The 23102-nt window shown below is 68.9% G+C and carries 23 protein-coding genes; 19 read left to right on the top strand and 4 right to left on the bottom strand.

Annotated elements, in window-relative coordinates; genetic code table 11:
• Nucleotides 1–100: 100 nt before the first annotated feature.
• Entirely contained in the window at nt 101–1060 is a 960-nt protein-coding gene (locus VLF18_RS14735; RefSeq protein ID WP_325280388.1) for an AAA family ATPase, read from the bottom strand.
• Nucleotides 1061–1141: 81 nt separating this feature from the next.
• Between VLF18_RS14735 and VLF18_RS14730 the strand changes: the two genes are divergently transcribed.
• On the top strand, nt 1142–2641 hold the full coding sequence (locus tag VLF18_RS14730; RefSeq protein WP_325280387.1) for an ArnT family glycosyltransferase: 1500 nt from the start codon (nt 1142–1144) through the stop codon (nt 2639–2641).
• A gap of 59 nt (nt 2642–2700) precedes the next feature.
• Here the strand turns inward: VLF18_RS14730 and VLF18_RS14725 are convergent, their stop codons facing one another.
• Together VLF18_RS14725 and VLF18_RS14720 are read right to left on the bottom strand one after the other, a co-directional pair.
• Nucleotides 2701–3282: a Maf family protein gene (locus tag VLF18_RS14725; RefSeq protein WP_325280392.1), complete on the bottom strand. Its 582-nt coding sequence runs from the start codon at nt 3280–3282 to the stop codon at nt 2701–2703.
• 23 nt (nt 3283–3305) lie between these two features.
• Nucleotides 3306–3743: a hypothetical protein gene (locus VLF18_RS14720; RefSeq protein ID WP_325280386.1), complete on the bottom strand. Its 438-nt coding sequence runs from the start codon at nt 3741–3743 to the stop codon at nt 3306–3308.
• 119 nt (nt 3744–3862) lie between these two features.
• On the opposite strand from VLF18_RS14720, the gene VLF18_RS14715 reads away from it, so the two are divergent.
• The 14 genes from VLF18_RS14715 to panE all read left to right on the top strand — a co-directional run bounded on the left by VLF18_RS14715 (nt 3863) and on the right by panE (nt 15798).
• The gene (locus tag VLF18_RS14715; protein ID WP_325280385.1) at nt 3863–4375 is read left to right on the top strand and encodes a YceD family protein; all 513 of its coding nucleotides are present in this window, start codon (nt 3863–3865) and stop codon (nt 4373–4375) included.
• A gap of 111 nt (nt 4376–4486) precedes the next feature.
• A complete protein-coding gene (rpmF, locus tag VLF18_RS14710; RefSeq protein WP_325280384.1) occupies nt 4487–4681 on the top strand; it encodes a 50S ribosomal protein L32 in 195 nt (64 codons plus the stop codon).
• Nucleotides 4682–4808: 127 nt separating this feature from the next.
• Nucleotides 4809–5798, top strand: a complete 990-nt coding sequence (locus VLF18_RS14705; RefSeq protein WP_325280383.1) for a beta-ketoacyl-ACP synthase III — start codon at nt 4809–4811, stop codon at nt 5796–5798.
• 64 nt (nt 5799–5862) lie between these two features.
• The gene (gene fabD / locus VLF18_RS14700; RefSeq protein WP_325280382.1) at nt 5863–6804 is read left to right on the top strand and encodes an ACP S-malonyltransferase; all 942 of its coding nucleotides are present in this window, start codon (nt 5863–5865) and stop codon (nt 6802–6804) included.
• Between the two features lie 39 nt (nt 6805–6843).
• Nucleotides 6844–7587, top strand: a complete 744-nt coding sequence (gene fabG / locus VLF18_RS14695) for a 3-oxoacyl-ACP reductase FabG (protein ID WP_325280381.1) — start codon at nt 6844–6846, stop codon at nt 7585–7587.
• A gap of 213 nt (nt 7588–7800) precedes the next feature.
• On the top strand, nt 7801–8040 hold the full coding sequence (acpP, locus tag VLF18_RS14690; RefSeq protein WP_133820841.1) for an acyl carrier protein: 240 nt from the start codon (nt 7801–7803) through the stop codon (nt 8038–8040).
• Between the two features lie 177 nt (nt 8041–8217).
• Nucleotides 8218–9456 carry a beta-ketoacyl-ACP synthase II gene (fabF, locus tag VLF18_RS14685; protein WP_325280380.1) on the top strand — a complete coding sequence of 413 codons (1239 nt, stop codon included), beginning with the start codon at nt 8218–8220 and terminating at the stop codon, nt 9454–9456.
• A gap of 188 nt (nt 9457–9644) precedes the next feature.
• Nucleotides 9645–11033, top strand: coding sequence for an aminodeoxychorismate synthase component I (locus VLF18_RS14680; protein ID WP_414717230.1), 1389 nt, complete (start codon nt 9645–9647; stop codon nt 11031–11033).
• Entirely contained in the window at nt 11030–11854 is an 825-nt protein-coding gene (pabC, locus tag VLF18_RS14675) for an aminodeoxychorismate lyase (RefSeq protein WP_325280379.1), read from the top strand. Before VLF18_RS14680 ends, pabC begins: the two co-directional genes overlap by 4 nt.
• Nucleotides 11847–12911, top strand: a complete 1065-nt coding sequence (gene mltG / locus VLF18_RS14670) for an endolytic transglycosylase MltG (RefSeq protein ID WP_325280378.1) — start codon at nt 11847–11849, stop codon at nt 12909–12911. Before pabC ends, mltG begins: the two co-directional genes overlap by 8 nt.
• Nucleotides 12908–13549, top strand: coding sequence for a dTMP kinase (tmk, locus tag VLF18_RS14665; RefSeq protein ID WP_325280377.1), 642 nt, complete (start codon nt 12908–12910; stop codon nt 13547–13549). Before mltG ends, tmk begins: the two co-directional genes overlap by 4 nt.
• Nucleotides 13546–14514, top strand: a complete 969-nt coding sequence (gene holB, locus VLF18_RS14660) for a DNA polymerase III subunit delta' (protein ID WP_325280376.1) — start codon at nt 13546–13548, stop codon at nt 14512–14514. The genes tmk and holB overlap by 4 nt, the downstream gene beginning before the upstream one ends.
• Nucleotides 14515–14530: 16 nt before the next feature.
• Complete coding sequence (locus VLF18_RS14655; RefSeq protein ID WP_325280390.1) at nt 14531–14881, top strand: PilZ domain-containing protein; 351 nt, start codon at nt 14531–14533, stop codon at nt 14879–14881.
• Nucleotides 14881–15798, top strand: a complete 918-nt coding sequence (gene panE, locus VLF18_RS14650; RefSeq protein WP_325280375.1) for a 2-dehydropantoate 2-reductase — start codon at nt 14881–14883, stop codon at nt 15796–15798. Before VLF18_RS14655 ends, panE begins: the two co-directional genes overlap by 1 nt.
• A gap of 68 nt (nt 15799–15866) precedes the next feature.
• Here the strand turns inward: panE and VLF18_RS14645 are convergent, their stop codons facing one another.
• Nucleotides 15867–17903 carry a 3-hydroxyacyl-CoA dehydrogenase NAD-binding domain-containing protein gene (locus VLF18_RS14645; protein WP_325280374.1) on the bottom strand — a complete coding sequence of 679 codons (2037 nt, stop codon included), beginning with the start codon at nt 17901–17903 and terminating at the stop codon, nt 15867–15869.
• A gap of 134 nt (nt 17904–18037) precedes the next feature.
• On the opposite strand from VLF18_RS14645, the gene VLF18_RS14640 reads away from it, so the two are divergent.
• The 4 genes from VLF18_RS14640 (at nt 18038) to VLF18_RS14625 (ending at nt 22691) form a co-directional block, all read left to right on the top strand.
• Nucleotides 18038–18526: a hypothetical protein gene (locus VLF18_RS14640; protein ID WP_325280373.1), complete on the top strand. Its 489-nt coding sequence runs from the start codon at nt 18038–18040 to the stop codon at nt 18524–18526.
• Nucleotides 18526–21141, top strand: a complete 2616-nt coding sequence (locus VLF18_RS14635) for an EAL domain-containing protein (RefSeq protein ID WP_325280372.1) — start codon at nt 18526–18528, stop codon at nt 21139–21141. Before VLF18_RS14640 ends, VLF18_RS14635 begins: the two co-directional genes overlap by 1 nt.
• A 327-nt stretch (nt 21142–21468) precedes the next feature.
• Nucleotides 21469–22056, top strand: a complete 588-nt coding sequence (gene rpoE, locus VLF18_RS14630) for an RNA polymerase sigma factor RpoE (RefSeq protein WP_325280389.1) — start codon at nt 21469–21471, stop codon at nt 22054–22056.
• A gap of 5 nt (nt 22057–22061) precedes the next feature.
• Nucleotides 22062–22691 (top strand): sigma-E factor negative regulatory protein, encoded by a 630-nt coding sequence (locus VLF18_RS14625; RefSeq protein WP_325280371.1) that lies wholly within the window; start codon nt 22062–22064, stop codon nt 22689–22691.
• The last annotated feature ends 411 nt before the right edge of the window (nt 22692–23102 follow it).

The raw sequence follows: 23102 nt of genomic DNA, 5'->3' as shown, positions 1-23102 counted from the left end.
GTTCTCCCGCGCGCGCAGCCGGGTCAGCGCGGGCAAGCGCTTCTCGGCCCGCGCGAGCAGGTTCAGCCAGAGCGCGCCGGTGGCGGCAGCGCGGCTCAAATCAGCGCACCGCCACGCCGGCGAGCAGTTCGCGCGTGACGGCGACGCGGTCGCGGTTGCCGCTGCCGGTCAGAGTGAGGCGATGCGCGGTGACTGGCACGAAGACGGCCTGCACGTCTTCCGGCAGCACATAGCCGCGGCCGCTCAGCAGTGCCTGCGCGCGTGCCGCAGCCAGCAGTGCAAGTCCCGCGCGCGGCGACAGGCCGATGCGGATGTCGGCATGGCCGCGCGTCGCGCCGATCAACGCCTGCAGATAGTCGATGAGCGCCGGACTCGCCACGACGCTGCCGACGAGCTGGCGCAGCGCGTGGATGTCGTCGGCGCTCATGCTCGGCTTGAGCGTCGCGATGAGTTCCTGCCGGTTGGCCGACGTCAGGAGCTCGCGCTCGGCCTCGCGGCTCGGATAGTCGAGGCTGATGCGCAGCATGAAGCGGTCGAGCTGCGAATCGGGCAGCGGATAGGTGCCGGCGAGGTCGAGCGGGTTCTGCGTCGCGACGACGTAGAACGGCGCGGGCAGCGGGTGCGTGCGGCCGTCGACCGTGACCTGCTGTTCGGCCATCGCTTCGAGCAGGGCGCTCTGCGTCTTCGGCGTCGCGCGGTTGATTTCGTCGGCGAGCACGAGCTGCGCGAACAGCGGGCCGGCGTGGAATTCGAATCGGTTATTGTCGCGCTCGAAGATGCCGACGCCGATAATGTCCGACGGCAGCAGGTCGCTCGTGAACTGCACGCGCTGGAAACTCAGATCCAGCGTCGCGGCCAGCGCGTGCGCCAGCGTGGTCTTGCCGACACCGGGCAGATCCTCGATCAGCAGGTGTCCGCCGGCGATGAGGCTGACGAACGCGAGATTCACCTGGGCGGCTTTGCCGAGCAGCACGCCGTTGACCTGTGCGACGGAGCGGTCGAGCCGCGTGCGCAGGTCGGCCGGCAGGACGAGCGGGGTATCGGGCGAGGTCGCAGTCATGAGTGGGCCGACGAAGGATGCGTAGTGCACCGTGAAGTGAGTGTAGCCAGCCCGGCGCGTTCGACGCGACACGCACTGACCGTGTTCGCACTCATTGGGTTCGCCGTGCAGGCGATCAAGGTCGCCGTCGCAACGACGCTCGCGCCGTTCGGCGACGAGGCGTTCTATTGGCAGGAGAGCCGCGCGCTCGACTGGTCGTACACCGATGTGCCGCCGATGACGGCGCTCATGATCCGCGCCGGCGAGAGCGTGTTCGGTCATTCGCCGCTCGGCATGCGCAGCCTGTTCCTGCTGCTCGGCGCGGCCATGCCGCTCGTGCTGTTTCGCATCGCGCAGCGCGAGAGCACCACGAGCGCAGCGGCCTGGGCGGGTCTGGGCTGGGTGCTGCTGCCGCTCGGCGGCACGCTCGGCGTCATGGCCATGCCCGATGTGCCGCTGACGTTCGCGGCACTGCTGATGCTTGCCGGACTGCTGCGGCTCGTGCGCGACGACGCGCGCGGTGCCTGGCTGCTCGGCGGCGGACTCGCGCTCGCGTGGCTGTCGCACTATCGCGCGGCGATGCTGCTGCCGGCCGGGCTCGGCCTGCTGCTGTTCCATCGCGAGAGCGTCTGGTGGCGCCGCCGCAGTTTCTGGGTCGCCCTGGCGGCGGGCTCGCTCGGCCTCCTGCCGCTGCTGCTGTTCAATCGCGCGCACGACTGGTCGGCGCTGAGCTTTCAGCTCGTCGACCGCCATCCCTGGCGCTTCCATGCCGACGGTCTCGCGCAGCCGGTCGAGCAGGCGCTCGTCGTGACGCCGCTCCTTTATCTTTTGTTGTTGTGGGCGCTATGGATCAGCGCGCGCGGGCGCGCGGGCGACATGACCGCGGCCGTGCTCGCCTGGGCCGGCGGCAGCGTCGTCGTCGGCTATTTCCTGTTCGGCCTGTTCGGCGACGACCTGCGCTTCCGGCTGCACTGGCCGCTGCCGGCCTATCTGGCCGCGCTCGTCGCGCTCGCGCGGCTGACTGCGAATGCGCGCGTTTCGCGGCGCCTGCTCGCGAGTGCCTTTGCGCTCGCCGGATTCGGTTGTGCCGCCGCGCTGGCCTATCTCGCCGCGGCGGCGAGCCCGTCGTTCGCGCAGCCGCTCGCGACGTACAAGATGTTCCCGTACAACTTCGTCGGCTGGAACGAAGCCGCCGCGCGCACGCGGGGCTGGCTGGCGCGCGAAGGCGGGCCGGTGCTCGTCGCCGACAATTTTCTGCTCGGCGCCGAACTCGATTTTCAGTTGAACGCATCGCAGCCGGTCTATTCGCTCGATCATCCGCGCAACGTCAAACATGGCCGCGCGCCGCAGCTGGCGCTGTGGCGACTCGACGAACGCGGCCTGCGCGAACGCGAAGCCGGCAACTCCGTGCTGCTCGTCGTCGAGCGCACGACCGGCAGCGCCCGCGAGCGCGAGGCGTGGCAATCGTCGCTGTGCGCGCGCATCGCCGATCTGCAGCCGCTCGACGAGCTGTCGCTGTTCGGCGGACGCAAGGTGTTCGCGTGGTACCGCGGCCGCGTGCCGCGGGCCGGCGAGACGCCGGGGTGCGCGACATCGCGCTGAGGGAGTCGTACGACATCCCGTTTCGGCAGCCGATGCGCATGCGGCGGCCGCGATTGAATTTACAACGGTGCGATTCCCGCGCGCCGCAGCAGCCGGCACAGTGCGATCATCGGCAGGCCGATCAGCGCACTCGGGTCGTCGCTGGCGATGCGTTCGAACAGGGCGATGCCGAGTCCTTCGGACTTGAAGCTGCCGGCTGCGTCGAGCGGCTGTTCGCGCTCCACGTAGCGCGCGATCTCCTCGGGCGAGAGCGGTCGGAACTGCACCGTGGTCAGGTCGGTCTCGGCATGGAACTGCACGACGGCGCCGCGCGTGTCGGCCAGGCACAGCGCCGTATGAAAACGCACGGCGCGACCGCTGCAGCGCGCGAGCTGCGCGCAGGCGCTCTCGTTCGTGCCGGGTTTGCCGAGCGCATCGCCGTCGAGTTCGGCGACCTGGTCCGAGCCGATGACGACCGCGCCGGGATGGCGCTGCGCGACGGCGTGCGCTTTGGCCCGGGCGAGACGCGCGGCCAGCGCGGCCGGCGCTTCATCGGCCAGCCGCGTCTCATCGACGTCGGGCGCGGCCTGACGGAAGCGGAGCGTCAGGCGGCGCAGCAGCTCGGCGCGGTAGCGCGAGGTCGAGCCGAGTACGAGATCGATCGCGTCGAGCGTCGCCGCACCGCTCATCGCGCGCGGGCCTCGCGCAGCGCGGCGGTCATTTCGTCGAGGCGCAGCAGCTGTTGCTCCATCGAACGGCGCGACTGGCTCAGCGCCTCGACTGCCGCATCGAGTTCCGCCTGGCCGGCGTCGTCGGCGTGCTGCTTGATCCAGAGCCGGTGCTGCAGCAGGTCGCGCAGCGCCGCCTGGACCTTGTCGTCGGCGGCCAGCGCCTCGTCGGCGTCGCCGGTCATTTCCTCGGGCAGGTCGACCAGCATGCCGCGCAGGGTCTGCATGCGTTCGCGGCAGGTCAGCAGGCTGGCTTCGAGCGCGTCGGCCTCGTCGAGCAGGGTCCGAATGGACTGCTCGCGGCGGCGTTCGCGCCGGCGCCATCGGTGCTCCCGAACGAGAAAATACGACAGCCCCAGCAGTACCAGGACGATGGACACGATCAGGTAATTCATCGGCGCCGAGTCTGCCGCAAGCCCGGCCGGGCGTAAATCGACGCAGCCGCGCCTAAGTGACGGAGCGGGCGCAGGTTTCGTTTGACTTCCGGGGCGGCCATAACTACCATCGCGCGCCCATGTCTGCGCCTTTCCCCGAGATTGTGGACGCTTGGCGCATGGTTTCGGCGCGGCGTTCGTTCAACGGCCATCTGCCCGTAGCCCATCTGCCGCGTCTTGCCGACGCGCTGGCGGCGCCGGACGGAACGATCGCGTACGATATCGAGTTCGATCGCGACGAGCTGGGCGTAGCCTATCTCGCGCTGCGGGCCCAGGCAGAATTGACCGTTATCTGCCAGCGCACGCTGGAGCCGTTTGCAATGCCCGTGAACGTCGACACCCGGCTGGGTTTGATCACGCGGGAAGAAGATGAAGCAGGCCTGCCGCCCGGTTACGAGCCCTTGCTGCTCGAATCGGCCGAGATCAGGCCCGCGGAAGTGATCGAGGACGAGTTGCTGCTGGCCTTGCCCTTGATTCCGGTCAAACCGGGCCTGGAGGAGTCGGACTACCACTGGTCGACCGATCCGGAGCAGGCTGAAGAACCGCAGCGGCCGAACCCGTTCGCCGCGCTGAGCAGTCTGAAGAAAGAATAGAAGCAGCGGCGGTGGCGCCACGCAATTGGCGCAGGTGCGGCAAATGCCGCGTAACTGATTGGTTCGTCACCGCTTACGGCAAGCGAACACAGCGTTTCCTGGAGAGTTCCCATGGCAGTTCAGAAATCCCGCAAGACCCCGTCGACCCGCGGCATGCGTCGTTCGCACGACGCGCTGACGGCCAAGCAGCTGGCCACCGACCCGACGACGGGCGAAGTCCACATCCGTCACCACATCACCAAGGACGGCTACTACCGCGGCCGCCAGGTGATTCCGAGCAAGACCCCGGTCCATACCGAAGACTGATCGTCGCGCGGCCGCCAGCCGGCCCACCGACGTTCGCTACGACATTCCGGCGCGCAGGCGCCGGAATTCGTTTTGCAGGCCGTGCGAGCCCGATCGGCGCGTTCCGCTGACGGGTCGCAGGGCGCAGATGCAGGGGGAAGCCGCTCTGATTCATTCCCGTATCGCAGGCACCGGCAGCTATCTGCCGGACAAGATCCTGACCAACGCGGAGCTGGAGAAACTCGTCGACACGACCGACGAATGGATCCACAGCCGCACCGGCATCCGTCAGCGCCATGTCGCTGCGGAAGGCCAGACCACGTCCGACCTCGCCGAGCGCGCCGCGCGCGCGGCCCTCGATGCCGCCGGCGTCGACATCCGCGAGATCGAACTCATCGTCGTCGGCACGACCACGCCCGACCTCATCTTTCCGTCGACCGCCTGTCTGCTGCAGCATCGCCTCGGTGCGAACGGCTGCGCCGCGTTCGACGTCAATGCCGCGTGCTCGGGCTTCATCTACGCGCTGAGCGTCGCCGACAAGTTCATCCGCTCGGGCACCGTGAAGAAGGCGCTCGTCGTCGGCGCGGAAACGCTGACGCGCATGCTCGACTGGACGGACCGTTCGACCTGCGTGCTGTTCGGCGACGGTGCCGGCGCGGTGGTGCTGACGGCCGATGATTCGCCCGGCGTCATCTCCACGCATCTGCATGCCGACGGCGCCTACAAGGAGCTCCTCTGGAATCCGGTCGGCGTGTCGGCAGGCTTCAAGCCGGAAGAGCACAACGCCGGCGTGCGCGTGCTCATGACCGGCAACGAAGTCTTCAAGGTCGCGGTCAAGACGCTCGATGCAGTCGTCGAGGAAACGCTGGCCGCCAACGGCCTGCAGAAGTCCGAGATCGACTGGCTGATTCCGCACCAGGCCAACCTGCGCATCATCCAGGCCACGGCCAAGCGCCTCGAAATGCCGATGGATCGCGTGATCGTGACCGTCGACCGGCACGGCAACACGTCCTCGGGCTCGGTGCCGCTCGCGCTCGACTACGCGGTGCGCTCGGGCCGCGTGCAGCGCGGCCAGCTGCTGCTGATGGAAGCGTTCGGCGGCGGCTTCACCTGGGGCTCGGCGCTCGTGCGCTACTGAGCACGGCGCGGCGGCCGCCCGGCGCCGCCGCGTTTTTCGATTTCTCGCGGACAGTCGTTCCCTCATGACCTCATCTCTCGCGTTCGTATTTCCCGGCCAGGGCTCGCAGTCGGTCGGCATGCTCGCCGAGCTCGCCGCGGCCAATCCGCTGGTCCGGCAGACCTTCGAGGAAGCCTCGGCCGGCGCCGGCGTCGATCTCTGGGCGCTGTCGCAGGAAGGCCCGGAAGACGCGCTCAATCGCACCGAAAACACGCAGCCCGCACTGCTTGCCGCGTCGGTTGCCGTCTGGCGCCTCTGGCGCGAACGCGGCGGCGCACCGCCGGCGCGGCTCGCGGGCCACAGCCTCGGCGAATATTCCGCGCTCGTCGCGGCCGGCGCGCTGTCGCTCGTCGACGCCGCAGCGCTCGTAGCCGAACGCGGCCGGCTGATGCAGGCCGCGGTGCCGGCCGGCGTCGGCGCGATGGCCGCGATCATCGGCGGCGACGATGCGCAGATCGCGCAGGCCTGCGCCGACGTCGCCGGCGACGACGTGGTGTCGCCGGCCAACTACAACTCGCCGGGTCAGGTCGTCATCGCCGGCCATGCCGCTGCGGTCGACCGTGCGATCGCGCGGCTTGCCGAGCTCGGCGTCAAGAAGTCGGTCAAGCTCGCGGTCAGTGTGCCGTCGCACTGCGCGCTGATGCGCGACGCGGCCGACCGGCTCGCCGAGCGCATGCAGTCGATCGCGTGGTCGCTGCCGTCGATCCCGGTCGTGCAGAACGCCGATGCCCGCGCGTTCGACGACCTCGACGCGATCCGCGGCGCGCTGCAGCGCCAGCTCTATCAGCCGGTGCGCTGGACCGAATGCGTGCAGGCGCTGGTCGCCGGCGGCGCGGCGCGTGCGCTGGAATGCGGTCCGGGCAAGGTGCTTGCGGGTCTGATCAAGCGCATCGACAAGTCGCTCGAGGCGCGCGCGATCGGCAGCGCTGCCGAGTTCGACGCCGCGCTGGCCGAGACGGCCGCCTGAGCGGTCCATCCGAAGTCCATTGCTGACGGAACAAAAGCCATGAGTGGAAATCTGCAGGGCGAAATCGCGCTCGTCACCGGCGCCAGCCGCGGCATCGGCGCCGCCATCGCACGACATCTCGCGCAGGCCGGCGCGACCGTCATCGGCACCGCGACGAGCGAAGCGGGCGCGGCGGCGATCGGTCACGCGCTCGCCCCGTTCGGCGGCCACGGCCGCGTGCTGGACGTCACCGACGGCGCCGCCGTCGAGGCGCTGGTCGACGCGATCGGCAAGGAGTTCGGCGGCGTCTCGATCCTCGTCAACAACGCCGGCATCACGCGCGACCAGTTGCTCATGCGCATGAAGGACGAGGACTGGCAGGTCATCCTCGACACCAACCTGAGCTCGGTCTACCGCACGTCGAAGGCCGTGATGCGCGGCATGATGAAGGCGCGCAAGGGCCGCATCATCAGCATCGCCTCGGTGATCGGCCTGACCGGCAATCCGGGACAGGCCAACTACGCGGCGGCCAAGGCCGGCATCATCGCGTTCTCGAAATCGCTCGCGCGCGAGATCGGCTCGCGCGGCATCACGGTCAATGTCGTCGCGCCGGGCTTCATCGAGACCGACATGACCGCGTCGCTGCCGCAGGAACAGAAAGACGCGATGCTCACGCAGATCGCCCTGGGGCGACTGGGCCAGCCCGACGACATCGCGCATGCCGTGGCGTTTCTCGCATCACCCGCGGCGGCCTGGATCACCGGCGAAACGCTGCACGTGAACGGCGGCATGTACATGCCCTGACAAATCAGCGGTTTGCCGGAACCGGTCGAGTCAAACGACCGTATCTGGTTGGTCCGATCCGATTCCTCTACAATCGCCGGGCTTTGTGTTGCCAAGGATTTGGTCCCGCAGGGGCGGACCGGCCCGCCGGGATACGGCGCAAGTCAGTGCGCCGCGGCATGCAGGAAGTGTATTGTCAGTTTTGAACTATTCCCTTCGGGAGGAATTTGCACAATGAGCAGCATCGAAGAACGCGTCAAGAAGATCGTCGTCGAACAACTCGGCGTGAAGGAAGACGAAGTCACCCAGAACGCTTCCTTCGTGGACGATCTCGGCGCCGACTCGCTCGATACGGTGGAACTGGTTATGGCGCTCGAAGAAGAGTTCGAGTGCGAGATCCCCGACGAGGAAGCCGAGAAGATCACGACCGTGCAGCAGGCGGTCGACTACATCAAGGCCCACGTCAAGGCCTGAGCCTGATCCCCAAGCTGCATCCGAGCTGCGCCGCATGGCGCAGTTCGCGTTTTGGGAGCGTCGCTGCCGGCGCTCCGGCGCAGCCGATCCCGAGCCGCGGTCACGCCGGCTCGAGCGCACCTCCGCCACGGCCGCAAGCAGCCGTCGGTGCCGCTACTTCAGTCTGGAAGCATTCGCATGAGCAAGCGTCGCGTCGTCATCACCGGCATGGGCATTCTGAGCCCGGTCGGCAACGATCTCGTTACCGCCTGGAAGAACATCGTCGGCGGCGTCAGTGGAATCGGCCCCATCACGCATTTCGACGCGAGCGGCTATTCCACGCGCATTGCCGGTGAGGTGCGCGACTTCGATCCGGCGCAGTGGATCCCGCCGAAAGACGTCAAGAAGATGGATCCGTTCATCCACTACGGCATCGCCGCTTCGCTCGACGCGCTCAAGGATTCCGGCCTGGAAGTGACCGAGGCCAACGCCGAGCGCATCGGCGTCAGTGTCGGTGCCGGCATTGGCGGCATCACGACGATCGAGCGCACGAGCCAGACGCTGGCCGAAAGCGGCCCGCGCAAGATTTCCCCGTTCTTCGTGCCGTCGACGATCATCAACATGATCTCCGGCAACGTCTCGATCATGACCGGCGTGAAGGGACCGAACATCTCGGTCGTCACCGCCTGCACGACGGCGGCGCACAACATCGGCGTCGCGGCGCGCATGATCGCCTACGGCGACGCCGACGTGATGATCGCCGGCGGTGCCGAATACTCGACGACCGGCACGGCCATCGGCGGCTTCTGCTCGGCGCGCGCGCTGTCCACGCGCAACGACGAACCGGCCAAGGCGAGCCGTCCCTGGGACAAGGACCGCGACGGCTTCGTGCTGTCCGACGGCGCCGGCGTGCTCGTGCTCGAGGAATACGAACACGCGAAGGCTCGCGGCGCGCGCATCTACGCCGAGCTCGCCGGCTTCGGCATGAGCGGCGACGCCTATCACATGACGTCGCCGAGCGAGAACGGCGAGGGCGCGGCGCGCTGCATGGCCAACGCGCTGAAGGACGCCGGCATGAACGCCGCCGACGTCGACTACATCAACGCCCACGGCACCTCGACGCCGGCCGGCGATCTGGCCGAGACCCAGGGCATGAAGAGCGTGCTCGGCGCGCATGCGGGCAAGGTGATGGTGTCCTCGACGAAGTCGATGACCGGTCATCTGCTCGGCGCCGCGGGCGGCGTCGAGGCGATCTTCTCGGTGCTCGCGCTGCGCGAAGGCGTCGTGCCGCCGACGATCAATCTCGATGCGCCGGGCGAAGGCTGCGATCTCGACTACGTGCCGCATACCGCGCGGCAGGCCAAGCTCGACGTCGTGCTGTCGAATTCGTTCGGCTTCGGCGGCACGAACGGCACGCTGGTCTTCCGCCGCATCTGACCGCAGCGCGCCGCTGACGCGGGTTCACCCGGAACCGTCGCGTGAACGCCTCGACATGCCGGCGCGCCGCTGCGCGGACCGCGCGCCGCGTTTCACGAACGCTGCGCGCCGGCACGCGCTACGCTCGCCGCCGGCGCGCGTGCCGCGCATCGCGTCCGACGCACCGGCCTGCAGGACAATTCTGACCCGTGTCTGTTTTCGTTCCCGCATCGCTGCGACAGGAACTCGTCACGCGAGAGCTGCCGCGCCGCCATGACCTGCTCGCGCTCGCGGCGGCACGGCCCGCGCGTTATCCGTGCCTGCTGCAGAGCGCCGCGACCGGCGTCAACGCGCGCTGGGACGTGCTGCCGGCATTTCCGCAAGACAGCCTGACCTTGCGCGCGGACGGCGGTGTCGTCGACGCAGCCGGCAACGATCTCGGCAGCGATTTCCTCGGCGCGCTCGACAGGCATTGGCAGGCGCGCCGCACGTTGCGGGACATGGACAGTTCGGCGCTGCCGTTCCGCGGCGGCTGGGCGCTGTTTCTCGCCTATGAACTCGCCGCCCAGGTCGAGCCGGTGCTGCGCCTGCCGCCGGCACCCGACGCGACGCTGCCGCGCGCGATCGCGCTGCGCTGCCCGGTCGGCATACTCGTCGATCATGCGAACGATCGCACCGTGCTCGTCGCCGAAGCCGAGCACGCGGCGCAGCTCGATCTCGTCGAAGCCGATCTCGCCGCCGCCTCGGCAACGCCGCCGCCGCCGATCGCACTGGCGGCGGTCGACGAGGACGCGCCCGAGCGCTTCCTCGACGGCGTCGCGCGCATCCACGAGTACCTGCGTGCCGGCGATATCTTCCAGGTCAATCTGTCGCGCGAATGGCGTGCGCGGCTGGCCGAGCCGACCGCAGCGGCCGCGCTCTACGCACTACTGCGCGCGGCGAATCCGTCGCCGTTCGCCGGGCTGTTCCAGCACGAGGACTGGGCCGTGATCTCCTCGTCGCCGGAGCGCCTCGTGCAGGTGCAGGGCGAGCGCGTGCAGACGCGGCCGATCGCCGGCACGCGTCCGCGCTTCGCCGGAGACGACGATGCGGCGCGCATCCGCGAACTCGTCGGTCATCCGAAGGAACGCGCCGAGCACGTCATGCTGATCGATCTCGAGCGCAACGATCTCGGCCGCATCGCGCAACCGGGCACGGTCGTCGTCGACGAGCTCATGAGCGTCGAAACCTATGCCCATGTTCACCACATCGTCTCGAACGTCAGCGCGACGCTGCGCCGCGACGTCACGCCGGGCGAGGTGATCCGCGCCGTGTTTCCGGGCGGCACGATCACGGGCTGCCCGAAAGTGCGCTGCATGCAGATCATCGCCGAGCTCGAAGGCTGCGGCCGCGGCGCGTACACGGGCGCCTTCGGCTATCTCAATCGCGACGGCGACCTCGATCTCAACATTCTCATCCGGACGATGACGCAGAGCGGCGACCAGCTGCGCTGGCGCGCCGGCGCAGGCATCGTCGTCGACTCGGTCGCCGCGCGCGAACTCGACGAGACGCGGCACAAGGCGCGCGGCCTGCTGCGCGCGCTCGGACTTGACGCATGACGCCGCGCAGCTTCGTCAACGGCCGCGCCGGCGATGCGATCGACGCGCGCGACCGCGGACTGCTCTACGGCGACGGCCTGTTCGAGACCGTGCTGTTCGTCGACGGCGCCGCGCCGCTGTGGCTGCGCCACCGCGCGCGCCTCGAGAGCGACGCGGCGCGGCTGGCGCTGCCGCTGCCCGACGTCGATGCGGTATTTGCGACCGCGCGCGAGGCCTGCCGCGGCATCGCGCGTGCAGCCGTGCGCATCACGCTGACGCGCGGCGTCGGCGAACGCGGCTACGCGCCGCCGGCCGCGCCCGAACCGGTCTGGGTCGTGACGGCGACGCCGGCGCCGACGGTTCCGCCGGATTGGTACGTGCACGGAATCCGGGTACGCTGCTGCGGTTTGCGTCTCGCGACGCAGCCGCGTCTGGCCGGCATCAAGCACCTCAACCGGCTCGAACACGTGCTGGCGCGCGCGGAATGGAACGATCCGGCCGTCGCGGAAGGACTGCTCGGCGATGCGCACGGCAACGCGATCGGCGCGACTGCGGCGAATCTGTTCGTCGTCCGCGACGGACGCCTGCTGACCCCGGCGCTCGACGAGTGCGGCGTTGCCGGCGTCACGCGCGCCGACCTGCTGGAAGGCCGCGATGTCGGCGTGGTGCGGCTAACCTGGGACGAAGTCATGCGAGCCGACGAAGTATTCCTGACCTCCAGCCTGCGCGGCATCCTGCCGGTCAATCGCATCGACGACCGCGCGTTTGCGCCGGGACCGGTCGCGCGCGCGCTGCAGGCGCACTGGCGCGAGCGCGGCCTGATGGAGCCCGCGCATGGCTAAGGGCAAGCCCAAGAAGGCGAAAGCCGCGAGCCGCAAGCCGAAACGCGGCGGCGGACTGCGCGCCTTTTTCGCGCTGCTGCTGATCGCGCTCGCCGCGGGCGGCTGGTGGGTCTGGCGCGACTGGACCGCGTTCGTCGACACACCCCTGCGCGTCGGCGAGGCGGCCGTGCTCGATGTGCCGTCCGGCGCATCGTTTGCGGCGATCCGGCGGCAGATCCGCGACGCGGGCTTCAGCGACGCGCACGATCTGTACTGGCGCGCGCTGGCGCAGCGCATGGGCGTCGCGTCGCGCCTGCGCGCCGGCGAATACGCCGTGCCGCCGGGCACGACGCCGCGCGAACTGCTGCGGCGCATGGCGGCCGGCGACGTTATCCGGCATCGCTTCACCATCGTGGAAGGGTGGACATTTCGCCAACTGCGCAGCGCGCTCGCCGCCGAGACCGGTGTCCGGCAAAGCCTGGCCACGCTGTCGGACGCCGAGATCATGCGCAAGCTCGGCGCCGGGGCCGACCATCCCGAAGGCCGCTTCCTGCCCGAAACCTATCTGTGGACGCGCGGCGACAGCGACGTCGACCTGTTGCGCCAGGCGCACGAGGCCATGACGCGTGCGCTCGATCAGGCGTGGACGGCGCGCGCGCCCGACCTGCCGTTGGAATCGGCGTACCAGGCCCTGATCCTGGCCTCGATCGTCGAGCGCGAAACCGGCAAGGCCGACGAGCGGCCGGCGATCGCCGGCGTGTTCGTGCGGCGCCTGCGCCTGGGCATGAAGCTGCAGACCGATCCGACCGTGATCTACGGCCTCGGCAGCAGCTTCGACGGCAACCTGCGCCGCCGCGATCTCGACACCGACACGCCCTACAACACCTATACGCGGGTGGGGCTGCCGCCGACGCCGATCGCGCTGCCGGGTGCGGCCGCGCTGCGCGCCGCCGTGCAGCCGGCTCCCGGCGATGCGCTGTACTTCGTCGCCCGCGGCGACGGCTCGCACGAATTCAGCGCGAATCTCGACGCGCACAATCGCGCGGTCGCGCGCTACCAGTTGCGGCGCACGCCATGACCGCGGCCGCATTCGTCACGCTCGAAGGCGGCGAGGGCGCGGGCAAGAGCACCGTGCTCGCGCACATCCGCGACTATCTGGCGGCAGCCGGCATCGACGCGCAGTTCACGCGCGAACCCGGCGGTACGCCGGCCGGCGAAGCGATCCGCGGCGTGCTGCTGGATCCCGCCTACCGGGGTCTCTGTGCCGAATCCGAGCTGCTGCTGATGTTCGCCGCGCGCGCGCAGCTCGTGCGCGACGTCGTGCGGCCGGCGCTCGCCGCCGGACGCTGGGTCGTCAGCGACCGGTTCACCGATGCGAGCTTCGCCTACCAGGGCGGCGGCCGCGGCCAGCCCGAAGCGCGGATCGCCGACCTCGAAGCCTGGGCCGCCGACGGACTGCGGCCCGATCTCACACTGCTGCTCGACCTGCCGGTCGCGCAGGGCATGGCGCGCGCGGGTTCGCGCGGCGGCGAAGCCGACCGCATCGAACGCGAGCAGCTCGATTTCTTCGAACGCGTGCGCGCCGCCTATCGGGCGCGCGCCGCCGCCGACCCGGAGCGATTCCGCCCGATCGACGCGAGCCGCCCGATCGGCGACGTGCTCGTCCAGGTCGAGCGGACCCTCGCCCGGTTCCTCTCGGCGCGGAGCGCACCATGAGCGGTGCCGACTGGAATCGTCCACTCTGGAACAATGTCCTCGAACGCCGGCGCCGCGGCGCGATGCCGCATGCGCTGCTGCTGAGCGGGCCGGCAGGACTCGGCAAGCGCGCGTTCGCTGCGGGGCTCGCGGCGCTGCTGCTCTGCGAAAACGGCGGCGACGGCGCCTGCGGCCGCTGCCGCGGCTGCCTGCTCGTGGCCGCCGGCAGCCATCCGGACCGCGTCGAGGTCAATCTCGAACTGCGCGAGGACGGCAAGACGCTACGCACCGAAGTCACGGTCGACCAGATCCGCCGGCTGTCGCAGCGCCTGTCGATGACGGCGCAATTCGGCGGCCATCAGGTCGCCCTGATCGATCCGGCCGACCTCATGAACACGTCGGCCGCCAACGCGCTGCTCAAGACGCTCGAGGAACCCGGGGCGGGCACGGTCATGCTGCTCGTCAGCGACCAGACCTCGCGGCTGCCGGCGACGATCCGCTCGCGCTGCCAGCGCCTGGACTTCGTGCTGCCGAATGCGGCCGACGCGATGGCCTGGCTCAAGGCCCAGGGCGTGGACGGCGCGGCGCAGGCGCTCGATGCGGCCGCGGGCAATCCGGGCCTCGCGCTCGAACTCGCGCGCGGCGGCGGGCTCGCGCTGCGCACCGAGGTCGCGACCGACCTCGGCCAGCTCTGGACGCGCAAGGCCGTGCCGGCCGAAGTGGCCAACCGCTGGGCCAAGGGCGACGGCGAGCGCCGCACCTGGTTCGCCGCGCAGCTCGCACAGGCCGAGGCGGCCGCGCAGGCGCGCGGCGCGCGCGGGCCGCTCGCCTTGACCGCCATCAGCGATTTCAACAAGCTAGCGCAGTGGTTCCGCGAGGCGGGCCGCGTGCGCGAGCAATTGCGCACACCGGTACGCAGCGAACTGCTTCTCTTGGAACTGTTGCTGGCCTGGCGCGCGTTGGCGCCGGCGGCGAGGAGGGCGTGACATGGCAACCCCGGCAATGGGCGGAATGCCGCGGCAAGGCATTCTGTCGCTGGCGATCAAGGACAGGGGCGCGCTCTACAACGCCTACATGCCGTTCGTGAAGAACGGCGGCCTGTTCGTTCCGACGGCCAAGCGCTATTCGCTCGGCGACGAAGTCTTCATCCTGCTGACGCTCATGGAAGAAAAGGATCGCCTGCCGGTCGCCGGCAAGGTCGTCTGGATCACGCCGCCGGGCGCGCAGGGCAATCGCACGGCCGGCATCGGCGTGCAGTTCAACGAATCCGCCGACGGCGAAGCCGCGCGGACCAAGATCGAATCGATACTCGCCGGCATCCTCGGGTCGGATCGTCCGACCCACACGATGTGATGCGGGTACTCGTCCTCGGCGCCGGCGCGACCGGCGCCTATTTCGGCGCACGCCTGATCCAGTCGGGCTGCGCCGTTTCGTTTCTGGTGCGTCCGGCACGCGCGGAACTGCTGCGTCGCGAGGGGCTGCGCGTGCGCAGTCCGCACGGCGATTTCGCGGGGCCCGTCGATCTGCTGACCGCGATACCGCCGGCGGCGACGTTCGATCTGATCGTGCTGTCGTGCAAGGCCTACGACCTCGACACCGCGCTCGCGGCGATCGCGCCGGCGGTCGGTCGCGACAGCCGCGTGCTGCCGCTGCTCAACGGACTGCGTCATCTCGATCTGCTCGACCTCGCCTTCGGCGCGCATCGCGTGCTCGGCGGACTGTGTCACATCTCCGTCGCGCTGCAGTCCGACGGCAGCGTGCAGCATATGGGACAGCTGCACCGGTTGACCTTCGGCGCGCGCGGATCCGACGAACGTCTCGACGCGCTGTCGACCGAGCTGCTGGCGGCAACCGCCGACGTGCGCCGCAGCGAGCGCATCGTCGACGCGATGTGGGAAAAATTCGCTTTCCTCGCGACGCTCGCCGCGATGACCTGCCTGATGCGCGGATCGGTCGGCGAGATCGTCTCGACGCCCGACGGCGCCGGGCTGCTGCGGCGCTGCTATGCCGAAGCCTGCGCCGTCGCGGCAGCCGCCGGCCATGCAGTCGCCGAGGACGCGAAGACCGAAGCGACGGCGATACTGACGACGCCGGATTCGCCGCTGAAAGCATCGATGCTGCGCGACCTGCTGCGCGGTGCGGCCACCGAATGCGAACACATCATCGGCGACCTGATCGGCCGCGGTGCCGCGCATGATGTCGATATGCCGCTGCTGCGTGCTGCGGCGGCGCATTTGCGCGTGTACGAAAGAGAAACAAATAGAGGATAGTAGGCAGGAACTGGAAAGCGAGGCCCCGCCTTCTCTAGTTCCTGCCTGCTACCCTCTGGTTTTTCTTCTCACTCGACGCGATCCCATCCGTCCTTCGGCGCAAACCGCTTGCCGTAGCGGCTCGCGAGCGCTTCGAGCTGCGCCTTGACCTTGGCCGCGCCTTCGCTGCGGATGTGCGCGATCGGGCCGCCGCGGAACGGCGCGAAGCCGGTGCCGAAGATCACGCCGGCATCGAGCAGGTCGGCGTTCTCGACGACGCCTTCGGCCAGGCACGCGACGGATTCGTTGAGCATCGGCAGGATCATGCGATCGGTGATGTCGGCCGGCGCCTCGTAGTTCGGATCGACCTGCGGCTTGACCGGCTTGCCGTCCTGCCAGACGTAGAAGCCCTGGCCGTCCTTCTTGCCGCGCTTGCCCGATTCGAGCAGCGCTTCCATGCCCTTGGGCAGATCCAGGCCGAGGAATTCGGCGAGGATCTTTCCGACCGACGCGCAGACGTCGAGGCCGACCGTGTCGGCGAGTTCGATCGGCCCCATCGGCATGCCGAACTTCTTCGCCGCCTTGTCGAGCACCGGCCCCGGCACGCCTTCGCTGTAGAGCGTCATCGCCTCGAGCAGGTACGGCATCAGGATGCGGTTGACGAGAAAGCCCGGCGAACTCTTGACCGGCACGGGCAGCTTGTCGATGGCCTTGCAGAACGCGAGCGCGCGCTTGACTGCGTCGGGTTCGAGGCGCTCGTGGGTCACGACCTCGACCAGCGGCATCATCGCGACCGGATTGAAAAAGTGCAGTCCGAGGAAAAGTTGCGGACGCTGCAGGTTCGCGCTGAGCTGGTCGAGCGGGATGCTCGAGGTGTTCGTCGCGAGCAGCTCGCCTTCGTGGAACGTCGATTCGACCTGGGCGTACAGCGCCTGCTTGGCCTCGAGATTTTCGTAGATCGCCTCGATGACGAGGTCGGCCTTGGCCGCGCCGGCTCCGCCGACGTCGGCCTGCAGGCGCTCCAGTGCCGGGGTGATGCGCTCCGGCGTCTTCAGCCGCTTGGCGTACAGCTCGCGCGCGCGGTCGAGCGCAGGCTGGATGAACTTCATCTCGCGATCCTGCAGCGTGACCTGGAAGCCGCGCAGCGCGCACCAGGCGGCGATGTCGCCGCCCATGACGCCGGCGCCGACGACATGTACGTGGTCGATGCCGTGGGCCACGCCGCCGCCGAGTCCCTTGAGCTGTTCCTGCAGGAAGAACACGCGGATCAGGTTGCGCGCCGTGGAGGTCTGCGCAAGCTTCGCGACCGCGCGAGCCTCGGTGTCGAGGCGTCTGCCGAGCGGGCCGCCGCGGCGCCAGGTTTCGATCAGCGCGAACGGTGCGGGGTAGTGCGAGGGACTGGCCTTGGCCGCGGTCTGCTTGCGCACCATCGGCGCGAGCGCCTGGCGCGTCGGCCACAGGTTCGTGGCCCACGCCAGCGCGCGCTGCTTCAGCGGGCGCGTCGGCGGGTGCAGGATGACCTCGCGCGCTTTCTCCACGAGCAGCTCCGGCGACGCGAGCGCGTCGACGAGGCCCATGGCGCGCGCGTTCTCGGCCGAGGCGTTGCGGCCGCTCAGCATGAATTCGAGCGCCGCCGGCGCGCCGATCAGGTACGGCAGTCGCGCGCTGCCGCCCCAGCCCGGGAAGATCCCGAGCTTGACCTCGGGCAGGCCGATCCGCGTCGACGGGTCGCGGCTCGCGACGCGGTAGCGGCAGGCCAGCGCCAGCTCGGTGCCGCCGCCCATGCAATGACCGTGGATCGCCGCCACGGTGCGGCAGGGCAGGCGCGAGAAACGCTCGAACACGCGCTGGCCGTTCTGGATCGATTCGAGGACCGAGCCGGTCTTCTCGTACTGCTCGAACTCGCGGATGTCGGCGCCGGCGATGAAGCCCGCACTCTTGGCCGAGCGGACGATCACGCCCTTCGGCGGCTCGATCGACAGACGCTCGATGATCTCGCCGAGTTCGTCGAGGACGGCGCGCGAGAATGTATTGACGCTGGCACCGGCTCGGTCAAAGCTCAGCACGACGATGCCGTCGCTGCCGCGTTCGGTCTTCCAGTGGGAGAAGCGGAGTCCTTCGAACATGGCGCGGCTGATTGCTGGTAGGGGCGGGCTATGATCCGTGCTGGCTGCGCCTCTGGTCAATCCGCGAAGGTAGGGATAATGTCGGCCGCAATCGCAGGGTCGCAGCAAGACAGGCAAGGGGCAGTCTTCAGCGCGTGAACGTCGAAACCACCGAGAGCCAACTGAGTTCCCGACTGTTCGACCGCGTCATCGCGTCGAAGCAGAATCTGGTCGTGGTCGAGACCGGCGACGTCGCCGACGTGCTCGCGCAGTTTCGTCAGTTCGCGCTGCGCAGCGGGCAGTCCATCTATCAATGGCAGGACGATCTCGGCATCAGTTCGCTGCGCGAAGGCGAAGTGCGCGTGCCGGGCTCCAAGCGCATGGCCGACGCGCTGCGCTACATCCTGCAAAGCATGCATTTCGGGATTTATCTGTTCGTCGGCGCCGAAGGCCATCTGCGCCCGCCGAACATCGGCCTGCTGCGCCAGATCGGCCGCGCCAAGGGCGGCAACGAACGCAAGGTCGTCTTCATCGGCGGTACGCTGACTATGCCCGACAGCCTCGAGGACGTGACCGAACACTTGAGCTTCGAGCGCGTGATGCCGCAGCGTCCGCGCCTGCGCGACGGACGCTGGGTGATCTGATGGCGCGAGAGGAAAGAGGCCAGGGCTCGGTACTCATCGTCGCGACGAACCGCGACGACCGGCGCGTGCTGTTCGACACGCTGGACGGACAGAACTTCGACGCGATCTACACCGCGAAGGATCTCCATCAGGCGCTCGCGTTCCTGAATCAGGATCCCGACATCGACGTCGTGCTCATCGAGTTCGTCGGTGCGGCGCGCGAGGCCGTTGCGTTCTGCACGCAGATGAAGGGCGACGAGCGCCTGGCGCGCGTGCCGGTGATCGGACTGCTGCCGGCCGATACGGCCGAGCGGCACTGGGACTGGGCGCGCATGCCGCCGGGCGTCATCGACTGGCTGCGCTCGCCGGTGGACGGCGCCGAGGCGCTCGCGCGCGTGCGCCAGGCGTTGGTGCTCGCGCGCGGCGGTACCGCGACACCCGACGCGCCGGGACGCCCGGCCGGCGGAGACCGTTATCAGTTCGCGTTCGAAGGCAGCCTCGACGAACTCGTGATCTCCGATCCGAAGACCGGCAAGATCATCGAGGTCAATCCGGTATTCCTGCAGCGTTCGGGTTTCCCGGCGCCGCAGGTCGTCGGCCATTCGCTCGACATCATCAGCAAGAGCCACACGCGCGAGCAGCGCGTCGAACTGAATGCGCGCCTCACGCGCGAAGGCAGCGTGCGCTATCGCTGCCAGAAACCGCGCGCCGACGGCGGCAGCTATCCGGTCGAGGTCGTGTCGCGGCTCGCGGTGCGCGCCGGCAAGCTCGTCCACTTCACGATTCTGCGCGACCTCGGCGAACTCGGCCGGCTGCAGCAGTCGCTGGGCCTGCTCGCCGAGGCGATCGAAGTCGGTGCCGGCGACGAAGGCGTGAAGCAGATCGTGCGTCTGCTCGTCGACTGGCTCGAACTCGACTACGTCACGCTCGTTTCCTCGCGCGCCGACCAGCCGCACGAGGTCCAGCCGATCACGCTGTACCAGCGCGTCAGCATGCCCGGCGACGCGCCCGATCCGCTGAAGCAGCCGACGCTGCGTCAGGTGCTCGACGGCAGCAGCGTGATCCACCTGGCCGAAGCATGGAAACGCGTCGAGCGAGATTCCTTCCTCGGCTTCACGCGCTTCGAAGCCTTCGTCGGCCTGCCGCTGCGCGACGAGCGCCGCACCGTGCTCGGCGCACTGCTGCTCGGACGGCGCTCCGCACTGCCCGAATCCACGACGATCGTCGACACGCTGCGCGTCGCCGCGGGACGGCTCGCGCTCGAACTCGAACTGCGCCGCTCGCGCGACCAGGGCAAGGCCAAGGCGCTGCAGGACGCGCTGACCGGTCTGCCGAACCGCCTGCTGTTCAACGACCGTCTTGAAACCACGATCAACGAAGCGCATCGCACGGGCGAAATGTTCGCCGTGCTGTTCGTCGATCTCGACCGCTTCAAGAACATCAACGACTCGCTCGGCCATGGCGTCGGCGATCAGGTGCTCGACGCCGTGTCGCGCCGCCTGCGCGCGAGCGTGCGCGCGTCCGACACGGTCGCGCGCTACGCCGGCGACGAATTCACGCTGATCCTGCGCCACATCGTGCAGCGCGACGACGTCATGCGCATCGCCGAGAAGATCGTGCGTGTCATGGAGGTGCCGCTGACGCTCGAAGACGGCTCGGAACTCCACATCACCGCGTCGATCGGCATCAGCTTCTATCCCGACGACGCGACCACGGCCGAGCGGCTGCTCAAGCACGCCGACGTCGCGATGTACAGCGCCAAGGGCATGGGCCGGAACAATTTCCAGACCTATGTCGCAGTGCCCGAAGAGTCGCACCAGCAGCGCATCGCGCTGGAGACCAAGCTGCGCGTCGCCGAGCGCAACAACGAACTGCGCGTCTACTACCAGCCGCAGGTCGACTCGCGCAGCGAGGACATCGTCGGCATGGAGGCGCTGATCCGCTGGGAGCATCCCGAGCTCGGCATGATCAGTCCGGGGTTCTTCATTCCGCTGGCCGAGGAGACCGGGCTCATCGTGTCGATCGGCGAGTGGGTGCTGCGCGTGGCCTGCACGGAAACCAAGCGCTGGCAGACGCGGTTCAATCTGCCGCTGCGCGTCAGCGTCAACCTGTCGGCGCTGCAGATCAAGCAGCCGAATCTCGTCGAGATCGTCCGCAACATCGTCGACGAGACCGGCATAGACCCGACGCTGCTCGACCTCGAAGTCACCGAGAGCATCAGCGTCAAGTCGATTCCGAATCTCATGGAGACGCTGCAGGCGCTGCGCGACCTCGGCTGCCGCATCTCGATCGACGACTTCGGCACGGGCCAGTCATCGCTCGACTACATCCGCCGTTTTCCGGCCGACAAGATCAAGATCGACCAGGTGTTCGTACGCAACATCGGCGTCGACCCCGACGACGAGGCCATCGTGCGCGCGACGATCAACATGGCGCACAGCCTCAAGCTCGGCGTGGTTGCCGAGGGTGTGGAGATCGAGGAGCATTTCAATTTCCTGCGCGACCACGGCTGCGAGGAACTGCAGGGCTATCTGTTCTGCCGTCCGCTGGCGCCGGTCAGCTTCGAGAACATGCTCGTCGAACGCGAAAAGCTGTTCGGCGGCGCGGCCGCGGCGCAGGATCTGCTGCCGCGTTGAGTCCCGGGCTTGGGTGCGGCGCGCCGGCGTGGGACACTCGCGCCGCGCGGCGGCCGGAAGCGGGCTCGGCCGTTGCGGGCATATCCCGGCGGTCTCGACGATTTTCGACGAGGGCGCGGAACTTCGATACGGCTGACATTGTCTTGATCCGGGCCTGGCGCGACGCGCGTCCGGATCACGATGCGGCACGAGCGGAGTCAACACGTGGAAGCAGTGATGGGATCTGGTTTTCTGGTCTGGGGACGCGAGCGCGATGCCGCTCCGCGGCGCGAGGCGCCGCGGCCGGTGCAGGAAGCGGCGTCGGCGAGTGCAGGGAGTACGGCCCGGATGGGCGACGAAGTGTCCGACAACGTGCTGGTCGAGCGCGTGCAGAAGGGCGACAAGCGCGCCTTCGATCTGCTCGTGCGGCGCTATCAGCACAAGGTGGTCAGCGTGATCTCGCGCTATGTGTCCGACTGGGCCGAATGCCAGGACGTCGCGCAGGAAGCCTTCATCCGCGCCTACCGCGCGATCGGCGCATTCCGCGGCGACAGTGCCTTCTATACCTGGGTCTATCGCATTGCGATCAACACGGCCAAGAACTACCTCGTGTCGCAGGGGCGCCGCCCGCCGACCGACGACGTGGCCGTCGACGATGCCGTGCAGCTCGACGCCGGCATCCGGCTCAAGGACAGCGCCACGCCCGAGCGCGAGCTGCTGCGACAGGAAATTGAACGAACCGTATTCGCGACGGTCGAACAGCTGCCCGACGAACTGCGCACCGCGATCACGCTGCGCGAAGTGGACGGACTGTCCTACGAAGAGATCGCCGAGCAGATGCAATGCCCCATCGGGACGGTGCGTTCCCGCATCTTCCGGGCGCGCGAAGCCATCGACACGCAATTGCGTCCGCTCGTTGCGGACAGCGAGGTTTGATCGTCATGAGCACTGAAACCAAGGAACACCTGTCGGCGCTGATGGACGGCGAGATCGAGCGCGACGCGGCACGGTTCGTCCTGCGCGCGGTCGAGACCGATCGCACGCTGGCCGCCGACTGGTCGCGCTTCCATCTCGTGCGCGACTGCCTGCAGCGTCGCGACGTGCTCGTCGCCGACGCGGGATTCGCCGCCGCCGTCATGGCGCGCATCGACATCGAGACCGCGCCGGCGCAGGCTGGCAGCTCCCGCTGGGTGCGCTATCTGTCGGGCGGTGCCGTCGCCGCTGCGGTCGCGGTCGTCGCGCTGATGGCTTCGTCGCCGATGCAGCCGCCGGCCCAGGTCGGCACGGTGGCGAGCAGCGTTGGCACGGCGCCGCCCGTGCGTACCTCGACCTTCAACGACAGCTCGCTCGGTCCCCGCATCCCGCTGGCGCAGCCCGCGTCGGCGACGGTCGGCGGGGAAACGCTGTTCGCGCCGGGCTACGACCTGCGCTCGCAGCCGTCCAACGGCTGGCGTCCGGCCGCCGAGTCCGGCTTCAACGCGCGGACGCCGCAGGCGCCTTACGTGCTGCTGATCGTTCCGATGAAACCCATGGTACAGCCCGAACCGAACGCGCAGCCGCGTCTGCAGTAATCCGGCGCATCACCCTGACGGCCCCGGCGTGTCACGCCGGGGCCGTTCGTTTGTGCGGCGCTTGAATCGGCGGCGTCGGGCGCCAGATGAACGGATATCGACCGATTTCGACGCCACGGAACTTTGCGGACTCAGCGTTCTCAAAGCGGCGTCCGGAGTCTTCCGGGAACACCCGGCGTCGTCCGGGCAGTGCCCACAAAATCAGCAAAGGCAAATAGTATGCAACGAGGCATAGTGAAGTCTCTTGCCCTGTCCTTCGCAGGGTTGATCTTTTTCGCGGCCGCTTCGGCCCAGGCGTACGACCTGCCGGACTTCACCGCGCTCGTCGACAAGAACGGCGGCGCGGTCGTCAATGTCCAGGCGCGTCAGAACGGCGGCGACGACAACGCCGCAGGCGCCGCCGTTCTGACG

It is taken from the genome of Tahibacter sp. (genome assembly GCF_035481375.1).
Lineage (GTDB): Bacteria > Pseudomonadota > Gammaproteobacteria > Xanthomonadales > Rhodanobacteraceae > Tahibacter.
The sequence above is the reverse complement of the archived record's forward strand: the minus strand, read 5'-3'. Positions and strand labels throughout refer to the sequence as shown.

Coding starts and splice junctions, on each gene's coding strand:
- VLF18_RS14735 (WP_325280388.1), bottom strand. CDS start 1,060: ATGACTGCGACCTCGCCCGATACCCCGCTCGTCCTGCCGGCCGACCTG.
- VLF18_RS14720 (WP_325280386.1), bottom strand. CDS start 3,743: ATGAATTACCTGATCGTGTCCATCGTCCTGGTACTGCTGGGGCTGTCG.
- VLF18_RS14715 (WP_325280385.1), top strand. CDS start 3,863: ATGTCTGCGCCTTTCCCCGAGATTGTGGACGCTTGGCGCATGGTTTCG.
- rpmF (WP_325280384.1), top strand. CDS start 4,487: ATGGCAGTTCAGAAATCCCGCAAGACCCCGTCGACCCGCGGCATGCGT.
- VLF18_RS14705 (WP_325280383.1), top strand. CDS start 4,809: ATGCAGGGGGAAGCCGCTCTGATTCATTCCCGTATCGCAGGCACCGGC.
- fabD (WP_325280382.1), top strand. CDS start 5,863: ATGACCTCATCTCTCGCGTTCGTATTTCCCGGCCAGGGCTCGCAGTCG.
- fabG (WP_325280381.1), top strand. CDS start 6,844: ATGAGTGGAAATCTGCAGGGCGAAATCGCGCTCGTCACCGGCGCCAGC.
- acpP (WP_133820841.1), top strand. CDS start 7,801: ATGAGCAGCATCGAAGAACGCGTCAAGAAGATCGTCGTCGAACAACTC.
- fabF (WP_325280380.1), top strand. CDS start 8,218: ATGAGCAAGCGTCGCGTCGTCATCACCGGCATGGGCATTCTGAGCCCG.
- pabC (WP_325280379.1), top strand. CDS start 11,030: ATGACGCCGCGCAGCTTCGTCAACGGCCGCGCCGGCGATGCGATCGAC.
- mltG (WP_325280378.1), top strand. CDS start 11,847: ATGGCTAAGGGCAAGCCCAAGAAGGCGAAAGCCGCGAGCCGCAAGCCG.
- tmk (WP_325280377.1), top strand. CDS start 12,908: ATGACCGCGGCCGCATTCGTCACGCTCGAAGGCGGCGAGGGCGCGGGC.
- holB (WP_325280376.1), top strand. CDS start 13,546: ATGAGCGGTGCCGACTGGAATCGTCCACTCTGGAACAATGTCCTCGAA.
- VLF18_RS14655 (WP_325280390.1), top strand. CDS start 14,531: ATGGGCGGAATGCCGCGGCAAGGCATTCTGTCGCTGGCGATCAAGGAC.
- panE (WP_325280375.1), top strand. CDS start 14,881: ATGCGGGTACTCGTCCTCGGCGCCGGCGCGACCGGCGCCTATTTCGGC.
- VLF18_RS14645 (WP_325280374.1), bottom strand. CDS start 17,903: ATGTTCGAAGGACTCCGCTTCTCCCACTGGAAGACCGAACGCGGCAGC.
- VLF18_RS14635 (WP_325280372.1), top strand. CDS start 18,526: ATGGCGCGAGAGGAAAGAGGCCAGGGCTCGGTACTCATCGTCGCGACG.
- rpoE (WP_325280389.1), top strand. CDS start 21,469: ATGGGCGACGAAGTGTCCGACAACGTGCTGGTCGAGCGCGTGCAGAAG.
- VLF18_RS14625 (WP_325280371.1), top strand. CDS start 22,062: ATGAGCACTGAAACCAAGGAACACCTGTCGGCGCTGATGGACGGCGAG.